The sequence below is a fragment of the Arcticibacterium sp. SM2516 genome (assembly GCF_057914865.1).
Map to the genome: position 1 here is coordinate 1,364,122 of NZ_CP195290.1, position 18,018 is coordinate 1,382,139.

Consider the following 18,018-nt stretch of genomic DNA (forward strand, 5'->3'; position numbering starts at 1 on the left):
CAGCAGTAAATTGTGACCTTTGGGTCAAAGATAGAAATAAACTTAAATGTTAATGAATCCAGGATTTGATGAAAATGAAATAGCCCAGCTTCGCAAGGAATGCGAGGAAGAGGGTCAAAGTTATGTTTTAGTGGAAGATGAGCAAGAACTTTCTGATAGTGGAGAGTTTTTTCAATTCCAGTTTGTCGGAAAAACCCATGATGGCAAAGATGTTATTTATGATGCCGCAATATATACACTGGAGCTACATTATAATAGCTTGGTGTTAGAGGAAGCAGAGAAGAGGGTAGCCGCCATTCATAAGGACTTTGTGCCGATTGGCGAAAGAGACGACGACTACGTTATAAATCCAGAGGCCGACGAGCTCATTGAAGAGTTTATCATGGAGATGGAAGATGATGACGACATGAAAGTTAGTGAATTCGTTACCAAAGATTTGGATTTTGAATTCGGCATCGGGCTGGAAATAGCCATAAATGTAGAAGAGATTTATCCGGAAGATATAGAAAATTTTATTAAAGATTTTAATGCTGGGACGCTCATTATCGATAATAACAGATTCAGCTTTAAGCAAGATTTAGGAGGGGAATAATGCAGCTTTTTTATAAGGAGAATTTCGAACAGGAGACTTTCTTAGATGAAATTGATTCAAAACATTGCATCAAAGTACTACGAAAGAAAATTGGTGATGAAATAAATGTAACAGACGGAATCGGTAATCTTTTCAATTGCAAAATTGCAGAGGCTCATCCCAAAAAGACGCCGCTGAACATTATAGAAATCCAAAGAGCGTTTGAGAAGCCTGAAAGATATATTAAAGTGGTCATAGCTCCAACTAAGAATATGGACAGGATAGAGTACTTCATAGAAAAAGCGGTGGAAATCGGAATTTCGGAGGTGACATTTATCCTAACTCAGAATTCAGAAAGGAGGCAAATAAAGTTAGATCGTTTAAATAGAATTGCTATTTCGGCAATGAAACAATCCTTGAAAGCTTATTTGCCTAGGTTGGTGGAGCTTACACCTGTGAAAGATTTTATGGAAAACGACAGGACGGCCCTAAAGCTCATGGCACATTTAAATGAAGATTCTGAAAATATTTTAAATAAAGCGATAGGGAATGAAGTTTCTATTATGATTGGGCCTGAAGGAGATTTTGACCCTTCTGAAATTGAATTTGCCGCGAAATGCGGTTTCCAAATGGTGAGCATGGGGAATTCTAGATTGAGAACAGAAACGGCAGGTGTAGTGGCCGTTACACTTTTAAATATGATTTGATCAGCATGAAAAGGATTTTGTTGTTTGTGTTTTTTGCAAGCTCTTTGGCATTAAGTGCTCAAAGTCCAACGCTTAAAATTGCGAAGTTAAAATATGGTGGTGGTGGAGACTGGTATGCCAATAAAACCGCTTTACCAAACCTAATAGATTATTGTAATACGAATTTGAAAATGAACCTTTTCCGTGATGAAGATATCGTGGAAGTGGGAAGCCCTGAGCTTTTTCAATACCCTTTTGTACATATGACAGGGCATGGGAATGTGGTGTTTTCCAATTCTGAAGTTGATAACCTAAGAAAGTATCTGCTTTCTGGTGGTTTTTTACACGTAGACGATAATTACGGATTGAACAAGTATATCAGGAGAGAAATGAAAAAAGTTTTCCCAGATGCAGAATTTGTGGAATTACCCTTTAACCATCCCATTTATCATCAGAAGTTTGAGTTCAACCAAGGCTTACCCAAAGTTCATGAGCACGACAACAAAGCCCCACAGGGTTTTGGTTTATTTCATGAAGGTAGGTTGGTCTGTTTCTTTACCTACGAATGTGACCTAGGAAATGGCTGGGAAGACCAATCCGTTTATGGAGATTCTCAGGCAATAAGAACATCTGCGTTGAAAATGGGGGCGAATATCGTGTCTTTTGCGTTTACATCTTATTAATTTATATGTTGTATTTTCTTGAGGGCATTCATTGCATTATTTTAAGAAAATCAATATTGGGTGATTTTTCCCCCAAAATCAATTGAACTTTTTAGTTAAACGCACGTTCTTGTGGCGTAGAAGTATTTTTTTGTTAAAGCAAAACTTAATAAATGGTAGCAGCCCTTTCTTTTTTTATTGGACATTGGTATTTGTCTCTTTTTAGTCAGACCTTTTTTTTACATCGTTATTCGGCCCACAAAATGTTTCAAATGAACAAATTCTGGGAGAAGTTCTTTTATATATTTACTTATATAACGCAGGGGTCATCTTATTTAAATCCTAGAGCTTATGCGGTAATGCACAGAATGCATCATGCTTTTTCTGATACAGATAAAGACCCACATTCTCCACACCATACTAAGAACCTTTTTACCATGATGTGGAAAACCAAGGATCTGTATACGGGTTTAGTAGATTATAAATTTAAGATAGAAGAGCGTTTTGATAGAAATTTCCCAGAGTGGAAAGCTCTAGATAAGTTCGGAGAATCTTGGATATCTAGAACCCTTTGGGGATTGGCTTATATCTCTTTCTATGTGGTTGGTTACTTCTATTTTGATATCCACTGGGGTTTCTTCTTCTTATTACCAATTCATTTTTTAATGGGACCAATTCATGGTGCTATCGTAAACTGGAGTGGTCATAAATATGGTTATCAAAACTTTGACAATAGAGACGAATCTAAAAACAGTTTACTCTTTGATTTTCTAATGATGGGTGAGTTGTTTCAAAATAATCACCATAAACATCCGATGTCTATCAACTTTGCTAAAAAGTGGTTTGAAATAGACCCTACATATCCTGTTATTAAACTATTAACTTGGATGAAAATTATTAAACCTAAGTAGTTTTCTTAGAATATTAAAAGGCCAGTTTGTTACTAAACAAGCTGGCCTTTTTGCTTTAAGTGTGTTTTGTTAATTAACTTTTAACGAAGCTTCTGGCTGACTTTCATGGTTAATGGCAGACATCACTTGGTCTTCTTCACTTAAGCCTGAGAAATTGACGGCAGTTTCTATCAATGCCAAATGGGAGTAGGCCTGTGGGAAATTACCCAAGAGTCTTTTAGTTTTAAAGTCAATGTCTTCACTAAAAAGCCCGAGATGATTGCTATAGCTTAAAACTTGGTCAAAAAGCTTTTTAGCTTCTTTTTGTCTTCCTATTTTAAACAGGCTATTTATAAACCAGAAAGTACAGATGGTGAATGAAGAAGAAGGCGTGCCAAAATCATCCTTATTGATGTATCTGTACATTAAACCATCCTTACATAACTCTTTTTGAGTGGCCAAAACGGTGCTTACAAATCGTGGGTCTTTAGCCTCAATAAACCCGTAACTTTCCATTAGTAAGGTAGAAGCATCCAAATCTGCCGAATGATACGACTGTGCATAAGCTTGTTTTTCTTCATTCCAGGCATTTAATTCTATATCTGCTTTAATTTCATCTCTTAGAACCTTCCACTTTTCAATCTTGTCGTTTCTTTGAAGTAGTTCTGCTATTTTGACCCCTCTGTCTATTGCAACCCAGCAAAGCAGTTTTGAAAAAGTAAAATGACGTTCCTCTGTTCTAAATTCCCAGATGCCCTTATCTGCTTTTTGCCAGTTTTTCTTCACGATATCCACCGTCGATTTTGTGATGGTCCAGAGTTCTTCGCTGTAAAAAAGACTATTTTGAAATCTTAAGTATTGTTGATGGAGTACATCCATTAAAATACCGTAAATGTCATTCTGTTTCTGATGATATGCAGCATTACCTATCCTTACAGGCTTACTTCCTTCATAGCCATCCAGGTGGTCAAGGATTTCTTCTGTTAGTTTTTTCTGCCCGTCTATGCCATACATGATTTGCATTTTTTCATCCTTCTGGGGCACTATTTTAACGATAAACTCTAAGAATTTCTTGGCTATTCTTTCATGACCCAAGCCAGAGACCACTTTGATAACCATACTGGCATCTCTAATCCAGCAGAATCTATAATCCCAGTTTCTTACTTCTCCTATGGTTTCTGGAAGAGAAGTGGTGGCAGCAGCCAAAACAGCCCCTGAACGCTCGTATGTAAGCATCTTTAAAGTTAAAGCAGAACGTAAGATTTCATCATTATAGAGTTTATAAGAAGTCGTTTTCTCCGACCAATTTAACCAGTAAACCCTCGTTCTTTGCATTTTAAGATACTGTCTTTCTACATCTTGATGAAGCAGTTTTTCAAAATAACTAAACAAAAAGTATTGGTTTTCTTCTAAGGTTAATTCATTGCCTTCTAGAATATCTGAATGTTTAAATGAAGAGTAGAGGTAAACGGAATCGTAATTTCCTGAAGTAGTTTTGGTTTTAATATACTCCCTTTTATCCTGTGTTATTTGCTCTTGTTTGGCGTAGCCCAATTTTGGATCATAATTGACAGAAAACTTTGGTTTACCGCTAATTAGCTTCACATATCTTACTATTTCTGCCGGAGATTGATAAACCTCTTTATCAGGAATATAACGTGGCATAAAATCAATAATCTCAAAACAGTCGGTGCCATTATCGAATTTTGTTACAAGAATATTGGTTTTATAAATGTATTTTTGAGTAGAGATATATGTGGAATCAACTATTATTTCAAAAGAACCACCCTTGTTTTCATCTAAGATTTTTGCAAACATTGAGGGGGAATCAAATTTAGGTAAGCAGCACCAGTCAATGCTACCGTTTAAGTTGACCAAAGCAGCACTTTGACAATTACCTATCATTCCATAATCTAAATTTCTCATTATTTTTTTTATAATTCATTAAAGTAATCCATGAGTAAAACTATCATCGTATCCAATAGGCTTCCCTTGTCCTTAGAAATAAACCAAAATGAGGTTATAGCAACTCCCAGTGTTGGGGGACTTGCTACGGGTCTCAAATCTGTTCATGCCGAGGGTAACGGTATCTGGATAGGGTGGAGCGGGCTCATAGAAGAAGAGGTTAATCCTTCCTTGAAGCCTAAAGTAGAAAAAGCTCTTGAAAATCAAAAGTGCAGGTCGGTTTCTTTATCACAATTAGAGGTAGATGGCTTCTATTTCGGCTTTAGCAACCGAACTTTATGGCCTTTGTTTCACTATTTCACCGAATTTGCAGAATTTAATAAACAAGACTGGGAAACTTATAAACTGGTTAATCAGAAGTTTGCGGACGAAGTTTTAAAGCATATTGAAGAGGGAGATGTGGTTTGGGTACACGACTATCAGCTTCTTTTAGTACCTCAGATGATAAAATCTCAAAGGCCCGATGTCAAAATCGGTTTTTTCCTTCATATCCCGTTCCCGTCTTATGAGGTATTTAGAACTTTGCCATGGAGAGAGGAAATTTTGAGGGGCATAATGGGCTCAGATTTGATAGGATTTCACACCTATGATTACGAAAGACATTTTTTAAGCTCGGTTCAGCGATTATTATTATGTGATGTAAACTTCAATGATCTACTTTATGATACACGAATAGTAAAAGTAGACTCATTCCCAATGGGTATTGACTATAACAAATTTCATAACGCTGCCATAGCACATTCCAAAAGCAAGGAGAAATCTGAGGTTCAAGAAAGTATAGATAAGCATAAAGAAATAAAAGGCGATACCCAGTTCATTTTAAGTATTGATAGGTTAGATTATACCAAAGGCATAGCCAAAAGAATTTTAGCTTTCGAACAGTTTTTAGAGAAATATCCCCAATATCTGGGTAAAGTTAGGCTGGTAATGTTGGCTGTACCCAGTAGATCAAATGTACCACAGTATCAAGATTTAAAGAATGAAATTGATCAATTGGTAGGTAGAGTGAATGGTAAGTTCTCGGAGGTAAACTGGACACCTATTTGGTATTTCTATAGGTCTATGCCTTTTGAAAACCTGATAGATCTGTACTGTTCTTGTAAAATAGCTCTTCTTACTCCGGTAAGAGACGGAATGAACTTAGTGGCTAAAGAGTACATCGCTAGCCGTGTTGATAATACAGGCGTACTGATTTTAAGCGAGATGACAGGTGCTTCAAAGGAGTTGAATGAAGCCCTGATTATAAACCCGAATAATTTGGATCAAATAGCTGATGCTATTAAAGAAGCCCTAGAAATGCCGGAGAGCAAACAGATCAAGGCTAACGTGATTATGAAGGATAGAATTCAGCGATATAACGTAGAACGTTGGGCTAAGGAATTTCTACATAGTCTCACACATCTCATTACAAATCAGCCAGAGGTTTCTGCCTTAACGGTGAAAGGAGAAGTTCAAGATAAAATTATTAAGAGTTTTAAGGCGGCAAATTCAAGGGTACTGTTTTTAGATTATGATGGCACCTTGGCAGCGTTTACCAATAGACCTGAAGATGCCACACCAACACAGGAGCTGTATGAAATTTTGGATAATTTATACGCCGATAATAAAAATAAACTTGTTCTAATTACGGGTCGTGATAGAGAAACTTTTGATAAATGGTTTGGAGATAAACCCTATACCTTAATTACGGAACATGGCCTTTGGCAAAAAGATGGTGCAGGTACAGCGTGGAGACAATTGGAAGCAGTCAATAATAGGTGGTTTTCTGTTATTTTTCCTATTCTAGAGCGTTTTGTGGATAGAACTCCCGGTTCTCAGATAGAAATTAAGAACTTCTCTATGGCCTTCCATTTCAGGAGGGTAGATCCTATTCAAGGTGAAGTGAGAGCCAATGAACTTAAAAGCACCATACAGCCCTTAATAGCCAACCACAGCTTAGAGATAATGGAAGGCGATAAAGTTTTGGAGATTAAAGTAAGCGGTGTAAACAAAGGCAAGGCGGCTAGTAAGTATCTAGCAGACCAACCTTCAGAGTTTATATTGGCGATGGGAGACGACTGGACAGACGAGTATATGTTTAAGGATTTGCCAAATTCATCTACAACAATTAAAGTAGGAAATAAGCCGACAGTGGCCAAGTTTAGGATTAATAATACTCAATCTGTTTACGAGCTATTGAGAAAATTAAGCTGATAAAAAAGGGTACCAAATTCTGAATTTGGTACCCTAAAATTATTTATTAAGAAATTAACGGACTACAATTCTCTAACTCTGATGTTTTTGAAATAGGCTCTTTGTCCATGATGCTGAAACATGATATGTCCCTCTTTATCCGAATGATATTTCGGATTATCTTTAAATTTACTATTTGCCAGCACTTCTTTCATCTCGGGGCTACCAATCTCAAACTCCAAAACTTTAGCATCATTTAGCCAGTGCTCCACATGTCCGTTTTTATGGGTCAACCTTGCTTTATTAAACTCACCTATAGGCTTTAAGACCTTATTTACTGGAACAATCAGATCATATAAAGAGCCTGCAGACCTGATAGCCGCAGTATCATTAAAATTGATGTCATCTAAAATCTGAATTTCAAAATTGTTCAACCAGTTTTGACTGTTTCCATTGCCAGACTCCATTGGAGCTATTTCCTGAACGTGGAAGAATACACCGCTGTTTGCTGCGGTATCTACCGCCCATTCATATTCCAATTCAAAATTCTCATATCTAGATTTTGAAACAAGATCAAGGTTGGCCGTATCTGGATTGGCCACCAAAGCTCCGTTTTCTACGGTCCAAACACCTTCTGGGAATTCCTTGATACCATAACCTCTAAGTTGATCAGTAGAAGTGCCATCAAAAAGAACGGTCCAAGCTTTTTGGGCTATTTCTAGCTTTTCTTCAGAAGTATTTGAAGAGCTACAAGCAGTAAAAGATACTGCTATGACGGCTAATATGCCTAGAGAACTAAATTTCATTATAACATTGGGTTGAATATTGAACTGAAAATTAACCAATTGAACTGAAACGAAAATAATTAATCGATAAAAGATTGATTTTGGATGATTTAGGGCTTAAGAAAATCACTTTAAACATCTTTCATACTGAGCCCTATACGTTTTCTGGCAGCATCTACCTCCATGACCTTAACTTGAACCTTTTGGTGTACTTTAACAACCTCGTTAGGGTCTTTTATAAACCTGTTAGCCAGTTGTGATAAATGCACAAGACCATCTTGATGTACCCCAATGTCTACAAAACAACCAAATGCCGTTATATTGGTAACAATCCCTGGCAGTACCATACCTTCCTTTAAATCTTCCATGGTATGCACATTGCCAAACTCAAAAGCCTCCAACTGCTCTCTAGGGTCACGACCAGGTTTGGCCAATTCAGACATAATGTCATTTAAGGTAGGCAAACCAACTTCCGTGGAAACATATTTTTTAAGGTCAATTGACTTTCTGACCAGCGAATCTTCTATCAAATTATCAATGGTAACACCTTTATCTTTGGCAATCTGCTTTACTAAATCATACCTTTCTGGATGTACGGCAGAATTATCTAATGGGTCTTTTGCCCCATGAATTCTTAAAAAACCTGCCGCTTGTTCAAAAGCCTTATCGCCTAGTCTAGGTACTTTTAATAGCTGCTTTCTAGAAGAAAATTTACCATTCTTCATTCTATAATCCACGACATTCTGTGCTAGGGTAGGCCCAAGACCAGAAACATAAGAAAGCAAATGTTTAGAGGCCGTATTTAATTCTACGCCAACGGAGTTTACACAACTTTCCACTACGGTATCTAAGCTTTCCTTTAACATTTTGGCATTGACGTCATGTTGGTACTGACCTACACCTATAGACTTAGGATCAATTTTCACCAATTCTGCTAAAGGGTCTTTTAATCTCCTTCCTATAGAAATGGCACCTCTTACGGTCACATCCTTGTCCGGAAATTCTTCTCTAGCCACGGCAGAGGCAGAATAGATGGAGGCTCCCTGTTCCGAGACTACATATATACCTTTTACATCCGTTTTTATTGATTTTACAAACTGCTCTGTCTCTCTACTGGCCGTGCCATTGCCAATAGCGATGGCGTCAATCTTATAATCCGCCACAAGTTTCTTTATGGTAATCTCCGCTTCCATTTTCTTAAAAGTAGGATAAACCACGGTGTCGTAAAGTAAATCGCCTAATTCGTTTAAAACCACGGTTTTGCAACCCGTTCTAAATCCTGGGTCTAGGGCTAAAACGCGTTTTTGGCCTAATGGTGCCGAAAGGAGAAGCTGTCTTAGATTCGTAGCAAAAATCTGAATGGCGGCCTCATCCGCTTTTTCTTTACTAATTCCATTAAACTCGTTTTCAATAGAAGGGTTCAATAATCGCTTATAAGCATCTTCTATAGCCAATTCTACTTGCTCTTTACAAGCTTGTAATCCACGTAAATATTGTCTGTCTAGCATGTTTAAAGCTTTATCAGCATCTATTTCAATACCAACTTTTAAGAAGCCTTCCTGCTCTCCACGCCTCATCGCCAGCAGTCTATGGGATGGAACTTCTCTCAGCTTTTGTTCAAATTCAAAGTAATCTTTATACTTAATTCCCTCGGTATCTTTCCCTTTTTTCACTTTTGAGAAAATGATGGCTTCCTTCTCAAAAATCACCCTGAGTTTATTTCTAGACTCTAGGTTTTCATTTATCCATTCAGCAATAATATCTCTGGCACCTTGTAAGGCTTCTTCTTTAGACTTGACGTCTTTGTTTAAAAACTGACCGATAAGGCCATCCAAGCTGTTTTCTTTTTGCTCAAAAATTCTTTTTGCCAAAGGCTCCAAACCCTTTTCAATGGCAATGACTGCCCTGGTTTTTCTTTTTTGTTTATAAGGCAGATATAAATCTTCTAGCTCCTTAAGATGCAAAGCCGCATGAAGCTTTTTCAATAATTCAGGAGTCATCTTTTCTTGCTCCTCAATAGACTGAATAATGGCTGCTCTTCTTTTATCTGCTTCCAGAAACTTCTCGTAAGCCTTTTTAATATCTGCGATTTGAACTTCATCTAAACCACCTGTTTTTTCCTTTCTATATCTTGATATAAAGGGTACCGTGGCACCTTCGGTCAAAAGTTGAATGGTTTGGTTAACCGAATTGGAGGAAACGTTAATAGATTGCGTTATATAAGAAATCTGAGAATTATTTAGCATAGTTTGTATAGAAGTATAAATCTAACTTTCGAAAAAGAAACGGATTGCCGATACAACCATTCTTTATCAAATTTTATTTGATATTGTAAAAGCAAAAGTCTCAATAATTATGAAGAAAGCCCTCGTCATTTTTGCAATGTTTTCCACATTTATCATAAGTTCTTGTGGTCATGTTGCTCCAAAGATTAATTCTGATTTAGTTATAGTTAGTGGGCAGCGTTTTGGCATGTGCTCAGGTGAATGTACGCAGTATTTAAGGTTAACCGCTCAGACTCCTGATGTGCAGTTTATTTCACAACCAAATTTTATAGATTTCAAAAATGAAAGAAAAACTTTTACAGATGCCTTAGATGAGGAGATTTGGAAAAATATACTAGCCGAGCTTAATACCAGGGCCTTTAGGAAGCTTAAGAAAGTATATGGATGCCCAGACTGTGCAGACGGCGGTGCGGAGTGGTTAGAAATTTCTGATAGGTCCGGCACCTATAAGGTTACATTTGAATACGGAGATGAAGTAAAAGGCATTGAAAATTTGATAATTTTGCTCCGCAATCAAAGAACAGCCTTATCAAAAAAGTATCTGCCATCGAACTAGATTATGACCTTATTGTAGTAGGCGGCGGTGCCGCAGGCTTCTTTGCGGCCATAAATGCGGCTACATTAAATCCCGCTTTCAAAATCCTCATTATTGAAAAAAACAGAGAACCCTTACAGAAAGTGAAAGTTTCGGGCGGTGGTAGGTGTAATGTGACCCATTTCTGTTTTCAAGCTTCGGAATTGGTTAAGAATTACCCTAGAGGTAATGAATTCCTTTTAAAACCCTTTGAAAGATTTGGCCCAAATGAAACCATAGAATGGTTTAGGAAAAGAGGGGTCGGGATTAAAAAAGAGGCCGACGGAAGAATGTTTCCGGTATCTAATACTTCTCAAACCATCATTGACCTTTTTACGGAAGAAATAAATCATTTAGGCATAAAACTCCAGACTTCTCAGCGTGTTGTAGATTTCAACTTCGTCAATAATATATGGGAAATAGCCCTACAAAGTGGCGAAAAGCTTTCTTCACAAAACTTAATGTTGGCCACAGGTAGCGACAGAACCATTTGGGAAAAATTGAAAACCATGGAGCTTAATCTCGTGGCTCCTGTACCCTCATTGTTTACATTTAAAATAGAGGACAAAGAATTGCATGCCTTAGCAGGCAATAGTTTTTTGAATGCTTTGGCAAGTATACCTGAGTTTAAAACCTCAGGACCTGCTTTGATTACACATTGGGGGCTTTCTGGTCCGGCCATTTTAAAACTCTCTGCGTTTGCGGCTAGGGCTTTAGAGAAAAAGAATTACTGTTTTAATCTAAAAATGGATTTCCTTCCCGAAATAACGGAAAAGCAGATCCTACAAACCCTAAAGGCGTATCAGGAATTACATCCCAAAAAGAAAGTTGTCAGCACACCACTTTTCGATTTCTCAAAAAGATTTTGGGAATATATATGTAAAAAGTCTAATGTAGGGGAATTTCAGAATTGGAGTGAAACGGGAAAAAAGCATTTTAAACAATTTCAGGATAATTTAAAAAAAATGCCCTTTGAAGTCACCGGAAAAAGTACCTTTAAAGAAGAGTTTGTTACGGCTGGTGGCATTGACTTAAGTGAGGTAAATGCTGATACCTTTGAGCTTAAAAAATACTCAGGACTTTATGTGGCTGGCGAAGTTATAGACATTGATGCGATAACAGGTGGTTTTAATTTTCAAGCGGCTTGGACTGGGGGATGGCATGTAGCTAGGGCCATAGGAAACTCAAGGACTTAAAGCTTTTGATACATTCGCATTAAATTATTAATCCAAATGTTATAGTAAGAACGCTTCAAACATTTATCTTTGTTTTTAATATATAGCGAAACAAAAGTAAATGACCCACCTAATAGAGAGATTTACCGAACACTTAAAATCTGGTAAATATAATAGCATGACCGTGGCGGCTTATCGTAATGCTATCTTCGTTTTCTATAATCAAGTGCGTGATATGCCTCAGAGTAAAATCACGGATGAATATATTGGTAATTACCTTAAAGAATTAGCTGAAAAAAAGGACAAAGCAGAAGCGATACAAGCTGGAAAAGCACTAAAGCTTTTTTATGAGGTAATTTTTGGAAGAAAACTTAGCATAAAGTCTACCGGCGAAGCAAAAGAACAAAAACTACCAGAAACACTTTCTAAAGAAGAGATAAAGAGGATATTATATACCGTTACCAATATCAAGCATAAAGCGGTATTACTATTAATTTATAATACAGGTTTAAGAATAAGTGAAGTTATAAACCTGAATGTGGATGATTTAGATCTTGGAAAAGGCATAATCAGGATAGTGGATAAAGGGAAAAAAACAAAAAGGGAGCTTTCTATCTCCCCAAATATTATTGATTTTGTCAAAAGATATTTTGTAAAAGAGAAACCCATTGCGGTTTTGTTTCCTGGAGAAAATGGAAAACCTTACAGTTCCAGAAACGTACAGTTATTCTTTCAATCTGCCTTAAAAAAGGCTTCTATTGAGAAGAATGCCACGGTTCATACTCTTAGACATAGTTATGCTGTTCATGCCTTAGAAGCAGGTATGGACATACATTTGTTACAGTATATTTTAGGGCATAGATTTCTTCAGACTACATCCATTTATAATCAAATGGCCAATGTAGATGCCAGTACCATTAGAAATCCTATTCAAGATATTAATCTGAATGAAGGAGAATTTACTTTTTCTCCTTACTAGATTTAATGATTCTTTGAATTTTTACGGTAGAAATGGCATTGTCTGTCAAGTCCTTATATTCTGCACGGTTTTTATAGATTTCCGCGGCAGTAAAAATAGCATGTAGCATAGAACCAGGGTTAGCTTCGTCTTTTCCTGCTATGTCAAAAGCGGTACCATGATCTGGTGATGTTCTTACAACAGATAAACCAGCTGTGAAATTTACCCCAGAATCAAAAGAAAGCATTTTAAAGGGCGTTAAACCTTGGTCATGATACATGGCTAAAACGGCATCATACTGCTTCCATTGCTGCGTAGCAAAGAAACCATCGCTAGGGAAAGGTCCAAAAACCAAGTTTCCTTTTTGACGATATTCGTTTATCAAAGGCTCAATAATATCTGTTTCCTCTTTGCCTAAAAGGCCATTTTCTCCTGCATGAGGATTAAGACCCAAGACCGCTATTTTAGGTTTCTGAATCTTGAAATCAATTTTTAAGCTTTTCATCATTAAGTCTAACTTAGACTTAATTTGCTTTTTATTGATGTTCTTTTTGACCTGTTCTATGGGAATATGACCCGTAACAACACCCAGCCTAAGCTCTTCGCTAACTAAAAACATTAGAGCTTCTTCTGCTTCAAAAACTTCAGCCAGATATTCTGTATGACCTGGAAAATTGAAGCTTTCGCTTTGCGTATTGTCTTTAGATATAGGGGCAGTAACTAAAGCTTCTATATAACCATTTTTTAAGTCTTGTGTGGCTCTTTCTAGTGCTTGAAAAGCCAATTGACCCGCTTCTTTTTGTACGGTACCTAAGGCCAAATCAAAAAGAGGACCTTGATAGCAATTAACGAGATTAAATTGCTTCTTGTTTAGTTGTTTTGTGTTTTGGACGGTAGCAAACAGCCAGTCGTTATAACCTAATAAATTCTTATACTTACTCAGGTGTTTTCCAGAACCATAAATCACTGGGGTGCAGATTTTGTTAATTCTGGTACTGGAAAGTGCTTTTATAATCACTTCCGGACCAATACCATTCATATCTCCAATACTAATTCCAATTCTTGGAATGTTGTCACCATCCATAGGGGTAAATTTTACGGTTATTTCTAAATTGCCAAAGTTAATATAAAATGTCAGGTTAAGGAAGGTTTTTGATTCATTCGGATGATGAATTAAAGACTGAAAAGTGGTTTTAAGGGCATGATATATAATTAAACTTAGAAGTAGATTAAAACAGGTAGTATTAAAATGAGAATTCTAATTGTGGATGAAATGCATCACTCTATAGTAGAGATGCCAAAAGCATTGGGTTTAGAGGTAGATTACTTTCCCAATATTGCATTTGAGGAAGTTTTGGAACGTGTGGGAGATTATGAGGGTCTCATTATACGAAGTAAGTTTTCCATAAACGCCGACTTTCTCTCGCACGCTACCAAAATGAAATTTATTGGTAGGGCAGGAGCAGGCTTAGACTTAATAGATTTGCCAGCGTGCAAAAAGGCAGGTGTAACGGTTTTTGGAGCAAATGAAGCCAATAAAGTGGCTGTGGCGGAACATTTAATAGGAATGCTGTTGACACTTTTCCATAAGATAAATACGGGAAGCAGAGAAGTAAAACAAGGCTTATGGAAAAGAGAAGCTAATAGAGGAGAAGAGCTTTTAGGAAAAACAGTAGGGATAATAGGTTATGGAAATAACGGGCAAGCTACCGCAGAGAGACTGGCGGCCTTTGGATGTAAGATTCTAGCTTATGATAAATTAAAATATGGGTTTGGGAATCATCTTATTGAAGAGTGCGACCTGAATGCTATTTTCGAAAGGGCAGATGTTGTGAGTTTACATATTCCTTTGACCAAAGACACGGATAAATGGATTGATTCGGCCTTTTTTGAGAAATTCAAAAAAACTATATTCTTCTGCAACATTGCTAGAGGAGAAATTGTCGTTTTAAAAGATTTGGTAAGTGCTTTGAAAACAGGAAAGGTAAGAGGAGCCTGTTTAGATGTTTTAGAAAATGAGAAGTTAAAAACCCTCACGACCGAACAAAAAAGCACTTTCGATTACCTTGCCAGCCAAGATAATGTGATACTTACGCCTCATGTAGCAGGCTGGAGTACCGAGTCTTATGTGAAAATAAATGAGGTTTTAAGAGATAAAATTCAGCGATTCATTGAAAAATAAAAGTATTAAAATTGCCAGTTTTTGCTTGTGCATCTCCGTTGGTTTTCTATCCTGCGATTCGGAGGGTACAAATAATCAAGAAGAAACTAAAACTGCCAGCATTGCATATACCCAAGTAGGAACATATCCACATAGTACAGAGGCTTTTACAGAAGGGCTCTTTGTCTATGATGGAAAGATTTATGAAAGTACGGGCTCTCCAGCAAATCTTTCTTTCACAGAGTCTGTGGTAGGTATTTTAGATACCACCAATGGTAGTTTGGAGGTCAAAGTGAAGTTGGATAGAAACAAATATTTTGGGGAAGGCATAACTATTCTAGGTGATAAGCTTTATCAGCTGACTTATGTAAGTCAGGAGTGTTTTGTATATGATAAAAATACTTTTGAGAAGTTAGAAACTTTCAAGTTTCCAAACAACGAAGGCTGGGGGATGACCACAGATGGAACTCATCTCATTATGAGCGACGGAACCTTTAAAGTCACTTTTATCAATCCTGCAGACTTCTCTAGAGTGCGTGAAATAAACGTACAAGAAAACGGCTACGGCGTGGAGAACATCAACGAACTGGAATATGTCAATGGTTTTATTTATGCCAATGTTTATGGTACCAATGTGATCTTGAAAATAGATGCTCAGAATGGAAACGTGGTTTCTAAGTCAGATTTTGGAACGCTATATTTAGACGCTCAAAAGGGGAACCCAAACTTGTTAGAAATGAACGGTATAGCTTATGACAAAGAAAAGGATGAGTTTTTGTTAACTGGTAAACTGTGGCCTAAGGTATATCGAATGAAATTCAAGTAAAAATGAGCACGTATACCAAAATTTTGTATCATATAGTTTTTTCAACAAAAAATAGAGAAACGAGTTTAAAATCTGAAGGTAGACCTATTTTGTTCAAATATATTTGGGGTATATTAAAGGAAAAAAAGTGCCATTTATATAGAATTAATGGTGTTGAAGACCATATTCATATTGTTTTCTCCCTACATCCTACTATTTCTTTAGCTGCTTTGGTAAAAGATATAAAATTGGCTTCCTCTATAATGATAAAAGAAGAAAAGTTGTTTCCTTTTACAGCTTGGCAAGAGGGCTATTCAGCATTTACCTATTCTTTTGATGCTAAAGATAATTTGATAGAATACATCAAGAATCAAGAAGAGCATCATAAGAAAGTCACTTTTAAAGAGGAATTAATTTCTCTTTTGGATGAATTTGAGATTGAATTTGATGAGAAGTATTTGCTATGATTTTAGTCAACCCTGTCAGGGTTGTGTTTCTGTTCATGTTGAACCCTTTCGGGGTTCTTATTAATCGAGCTTTTCTTAATAAAAGCAAGCCCGAATGGGCTTGAATGTGAATAGAAAAAGAACCGATGTCGAAGGAGAAGGAAGCCTGAGGGGCTTCAATATTAATTTGTCCATAATTAAATTCAACCCCTTCAGGGTTGTGCTTTTGTCCATATTATCTTTACTATTCACATTTAACCCCTTTGGGGTTCTAATTGACCGGAATTTTCTTAAGAAAAGGCAAGCCCGAATGGGCTTGAATATGAATAGAAAGAGAATGGAAATCAGAGAGCCTTGAAGCCTAACGGGCTTCAATATTAATTTGAAAGAATTATATTCAACACCTTCATGGTTGTACTTCTTTCGATATTGTTAACCCCTTCTGGGTTCATATTTTTGGATTGATTCATAGAAAATCCAAGCCCGAATGGGCTTGAAAGTGAATAGAAGGAAAAGGAATTCAAGAATTAGGAAGCCTGACGGGCTTCAATTCGTATTCTCATTTTTTTCAGATAAAGCCTTTATTCTTGATTCCAAAAGTGCGGTTGCAGTATTGGCAGGAAAAAGGTTTTTGACATTTTCAGGAGTCGACTCTGCGGGTAAAAACTCTGCCCCTTTATTCATCAATTCATTCAATTTAGTAATAGACAGAATTAATCTCTGAGTATCTTCTGGGTCGGAATTGTCTAGATAAGTTTTTTGGGCGTGAAGAGCCTCAGATTCAATAGTTTGTTTTATCAATGTTTTTTGTGCAATCACGAATGCCTCTTTTAATTCATTTGTCAATTGATAATCTTTTACTGATTCGTTTACAAATTTAGATTCTGCATTTTTCTTGTTTATTACGGCAGCTGACCAACATAGTTCAGCGATTAATTTCAGGGCAATAGGTGTACCCAAAGCCACATATAACCAAATTGAGCCTTGTTCAGTCCTAATAATTTGAGTAGTCCCTCCAACTTTATCACCTGTGATAGGCATGCTTACGGCAATTTTTAAGTCATTCATGATTTTACTCATATCCTCAAAGTCAGTTATTGGAGGGAGTTTTATTCGAATCGAATTCTCTGGTTCATCGTTAATTATATGGTTTGTTAAATTATAAAGTGCTAATGTTGAAATTCTTAAAGTATTCATTGAATTTTCAATTTCCTTAATTTGATTTACTTTAAATGAAATTAAGCTGGGCAGAGAGACGTCTCCCAAAGTTTTAAATACCTGATTAACTTCTGGTTTGAGAAATTCAAAATTCTCCGAAATCCAATTAAGAGTATTTACGACTCTAGGTAATTCTGTTATTCTATACAGCTCTTCTAGGCTAGAAGTTTTCACAAAAGCGAGTACTAATAATTTAAAGTCTAGTTGCTTTAGTTTTGATTTGAGGACAGCTATATTCATAGTTGAAAGTTTGTGGTTTTTGTTTAAAGAAGGTGGCCAAAATTAATTTAAGGACAATTAGGACAGTCAGCATTAATATCATTTATTGCTTGTTCGTCACAACTTTTCCAAATAGCTATGAATGTGCTTTTACTAATTTCCAACAAATCCGGAAATTTAACAGCGTCTATCAGGCATCCATCTCTTCTTTCAGTACTTTGATTACCACAGCTAGAATCGTAGCATTTTTGAATATAAAAATTGCAATAGGCATCAGCGAAAATTAGATTGTTTAATTTACTCTGATAGAATTTGTTTGATTCTTTATTGGCTTTTTCAAATAGGTATTGGTCTTTCATTTGTTATATACATTTGTAGACAAGATCTCATAAATTCTGCCAAAATGCATTTACCTGCCAAAAAGACGTTATTAAAAAGTAGAATCA

17 protein-coding genes are annotated in these 18,018 nt (G+C 36.5%); 11 read left to right on the plus strand and 6 right to left on the minus strand.

Features of this window, described 5'->3' with window-relative positions; all coding sequences use genetic code 11:
* The first annotated feature begins 52 nt into the window (after nucleotides 1–52).
* The 4 genes from ACSBFT_RS05670 (at nucleotide 53) to ACSBFT_RS05685 (ending at nucleotide 2,830) form a co-directional block, all read left to right on the plus strand.
* A complete protein-coding gene (locus ACSBFT_RS05670; protein WP_489603874.1) occupies nucleotides 53–592 on the plus strand; it encodes a hypothetical protein in 540 nt (179 codons plus the stop codon).
* Nucleotides 592–1,278 carry a 16S rRNA (uracil(1498)-N(3))-methyltransferase gene (locus ACSBFT_RS05675; protein ID WP_489603875.1) on the plus strand — a complete coding sequence of 229 codons (687 nt, stop codon included), beginning with the start codon at nucleotides 592–594 and terminating at the stop codon, nucleotides 1,276–1,278. The genes ACSBFT_RS05670 and ACSBFT_RS05675 overlap by 1 nt, the downstream gene beginning before the upstream one ends.
* Nucleotides 1,279–1,283: 5 nt before the next feature.
* Complete coding sequence (locus tag ACSBFT_RS05680; protein WP_489603876.1) at nucleotides 1,284–1,940, plus strand: DUF4159 domain-containing protein; 657 nt, start codon at nucleotides 1,284–1,286, stop codon at nucleotides 1,938–1,940.
* Nucleotides 1,941–2,092: 152 nt separating this feature from the next.
* Complete coding sequence (locus tag ACSBFT_RS05685; RefSeq protein WP_463044483.1) at nucleotides 2,093–2,830, plus strand: acyl-CoA desaturase; 738 nt, start codon at nucleotides 2,093–2,095, stop codon at nucleotides 2,828–2,830.
* 69 nt (nucleotides 2,831–2,899) lie between these two features.
* On the opposite strand, the gene ACSBFT_RS05690 is transcribed toward ACSBFT_RS05685, so the two are convergent.
* Nucleotides 2,900–4,735, minus strand: coding sequence for a glycoside hydrolase family 15 protein (locus tag ACSBFT_RS05690; protein ID WP_463044482.1), 1,836 nt, complete (start codon nucleotides 4,733–4,735; stop codon nucleotides 2,900–2,902).
* Between the two features lie 30 nt (nucleotides 4,736–4,765).
* Between ACSBFT_RS05690 and ACSBFT_RS05695 the strand changes: the two genes are divergently transcribed.
* Complete coding sequence (locus tag ACSBFT_RS05695; protein WP_489603877.1) at nucleotides 4,766–6,967, plus strand: bifunctional alpha,alpha-trehalose-phosphate synthase (UDP-forming)/trehalose-phosphatase; 2,202 nt, start codon at nucleotides 4,766–4,768, stop codon at nucleotides 6,965–6,967.
* A gap of 62 nt (nucleotides 6,968–7,029) precedes the next feature.
* Here ACSBFT_RS05695 and ACSBFT_RS05700 read toward each other — a convergent pair whose 3' ends face one another.
* Together ACSBFT_RS05700 and ACSBFT_RS05705 are read right to left on the minus strand one after the other, a co-directional pair.
* On the minus strand, nucleotides 7,030–7,752 hold the full coding sequence (locus tag ACSBFT_RS05700) for a 3-keto-disaccharide hydrolase (protein ID WP_489603878.1): 723 nt from the start codon (nucleotides 7,750–7,752) through the stop codon (nucleotides 7,030–7,032).
* A 110-nt stretch (nucleotides 7,753–7,862) separates the two neighbouring features.
* Entirely contained in the window at nucleotides 7,863–9,977 is a 2,115-nt protein-coding gene (locus ACSBFT_RS05705) for a Tex family protein (RefSeq protein WP_489603879.1), read from the minus strand.
* Between the two features lie 109 nt (nucleotides 9,978–10,086).
* Between ACSBFT_RS05705 and ACSBFT_RS05710 the strand changes: the two genes are divergently transcribed.
* The 3 genes from ACSBFT_RS05710 to ACSBFT_RS05720 all read left to right on the plus strand — a co-directional run bounded on the left by ACSBFT_RS05710 (nucleotide 10,087) and on the right by ACSBFT_RS05720 (nucleotide 12,744).
* A complete protein-coding gene (locus ACSBFT_RS05710) occupies nucleotides 10,087–10,572 on the plus strand; it encodes a hypothetical protein (protein ID WP_489603880.1) in 486 nt (161 codons plus the stop codon).
* 11 nt (nucleotides 10,573–10,583) lie between these two features.
* Entirely contained in the window at nucleotides 10,584–11,786 is a 1,203-nt protein-coding gene (locus tag ACSBFT_RS05715) for an aminoacetone oxidase family FAD-binding enzyme (protein WP_489604868.1), read from the plus strand.
* A 100-nt stretch (nucleotides 11,787–11,886) separates the two neighbouring features.
* Nucleotides 11,887–12,744, plus strand: a complete 858-nt coding sequence (locus ACSBFT_RS05720; RefSeq protein ID WP_489603881.1) for a tyrosine-type recombinase/integrase — start codon at nucleotides 11,887–11,889, stop codon at nucleotides 12,742–12,744.
* Here the strand turns inward: ACSBFT_RS05720 and pdxA are convergent.
* Complete coding sequence (pdxA, locus tag ACSBFT_RS05725; RefSeq protein ID WP_463044476.1) at nucleotides 12,725–13,807, minus strand: 4-hydroxythreonine-4-phosphate dehydrogenase PdxA; 1,083 nt, start codon at nucleotides 13,805–13,807, stop codon at nucleotides 12,725–12,727. The two genes, ACSBFT_RS05720 and pdxA, sit on opposite strands and share 20 nt — an antisense overlap.
* Before the next feature lie 165 nt (nucleotides 13,808–13,972).
* On the opposite strand from pdxA, the gene ACSBFT_RS05730 reads away from it, so the two are divergent.
* From ACSBFT_RS05730 to tnpA, 3 genes are read left to right on the plus strand one after another with little or no spacing between them, the layout of a single operon-like run.
* Nucleotides 13,973–14,905 (plus strand): NAD(P)-dependent oxidoreductase, encoded by a 933-nt coding sequence (locus ACSBFT_RS05730; protein WP_489603882.1) that lies wholly within the window; start codon nucleotides 13,973–13,975, stop codon nucleotides 14,903–14,905.
* Entirely contained in the window at nucleotides 14,895–15,710 is an 816-nt protein-coding gene (locus tag ACSBFT_RS05735; RefSeq protein WP_489603883.1) for a glutaminyl-peptide cyclotransferase, read from the plus strand. The genes ACSBFT_RS05730 and ACSBFT_RS05735 overlap by 11 nt, the downstream gene beginning before the upstream one ends.
* Nucleotides 15,711–15,712: 2 nt before the next feature.
* Nucleotides 15,713–16,156 (plus strand): IS200/IS605 family transposase, encoded by a 444-nt coding sequence (gene tnpA, locus ACSBFT_RS05740; protein WP_489603884.1) that lies wholly within the window; start codon nucleotides 15,713–15,715, stop codon nucleotides 16,154–16,156.
* Between the two features lie 525 nt (nucleotides 16,157–16,681).
* Here tnpA and ACSBFT_RS05745 read toward each other — a convergent pair.
* A complete protein-coding gene (locus ACSBFT_RS05745; RefSeq protein WP_489603885.1) occupies nucleotides 16,682–17,593 on the minus strand; it encodes a hypothetical protein in 912 nt (303 codons plus the stop codon).
* A gap of 47 nt (nucleotides 17,594–17,640) precedes the next feature.
* Nucleotides 17,641–17,931, minus strand: a complete 291-nt coding sequence (locus tag ACSBFT_RS05750; protein WP_489603886.1) for a hypothetical protein — start codon at nucleotides 17,929–17,931, stop codon at nucleotides 17,641–17,643.
* Between the last annotated feature and the right edge of the window lie 87 nt (nucleotides 17,932–18,018).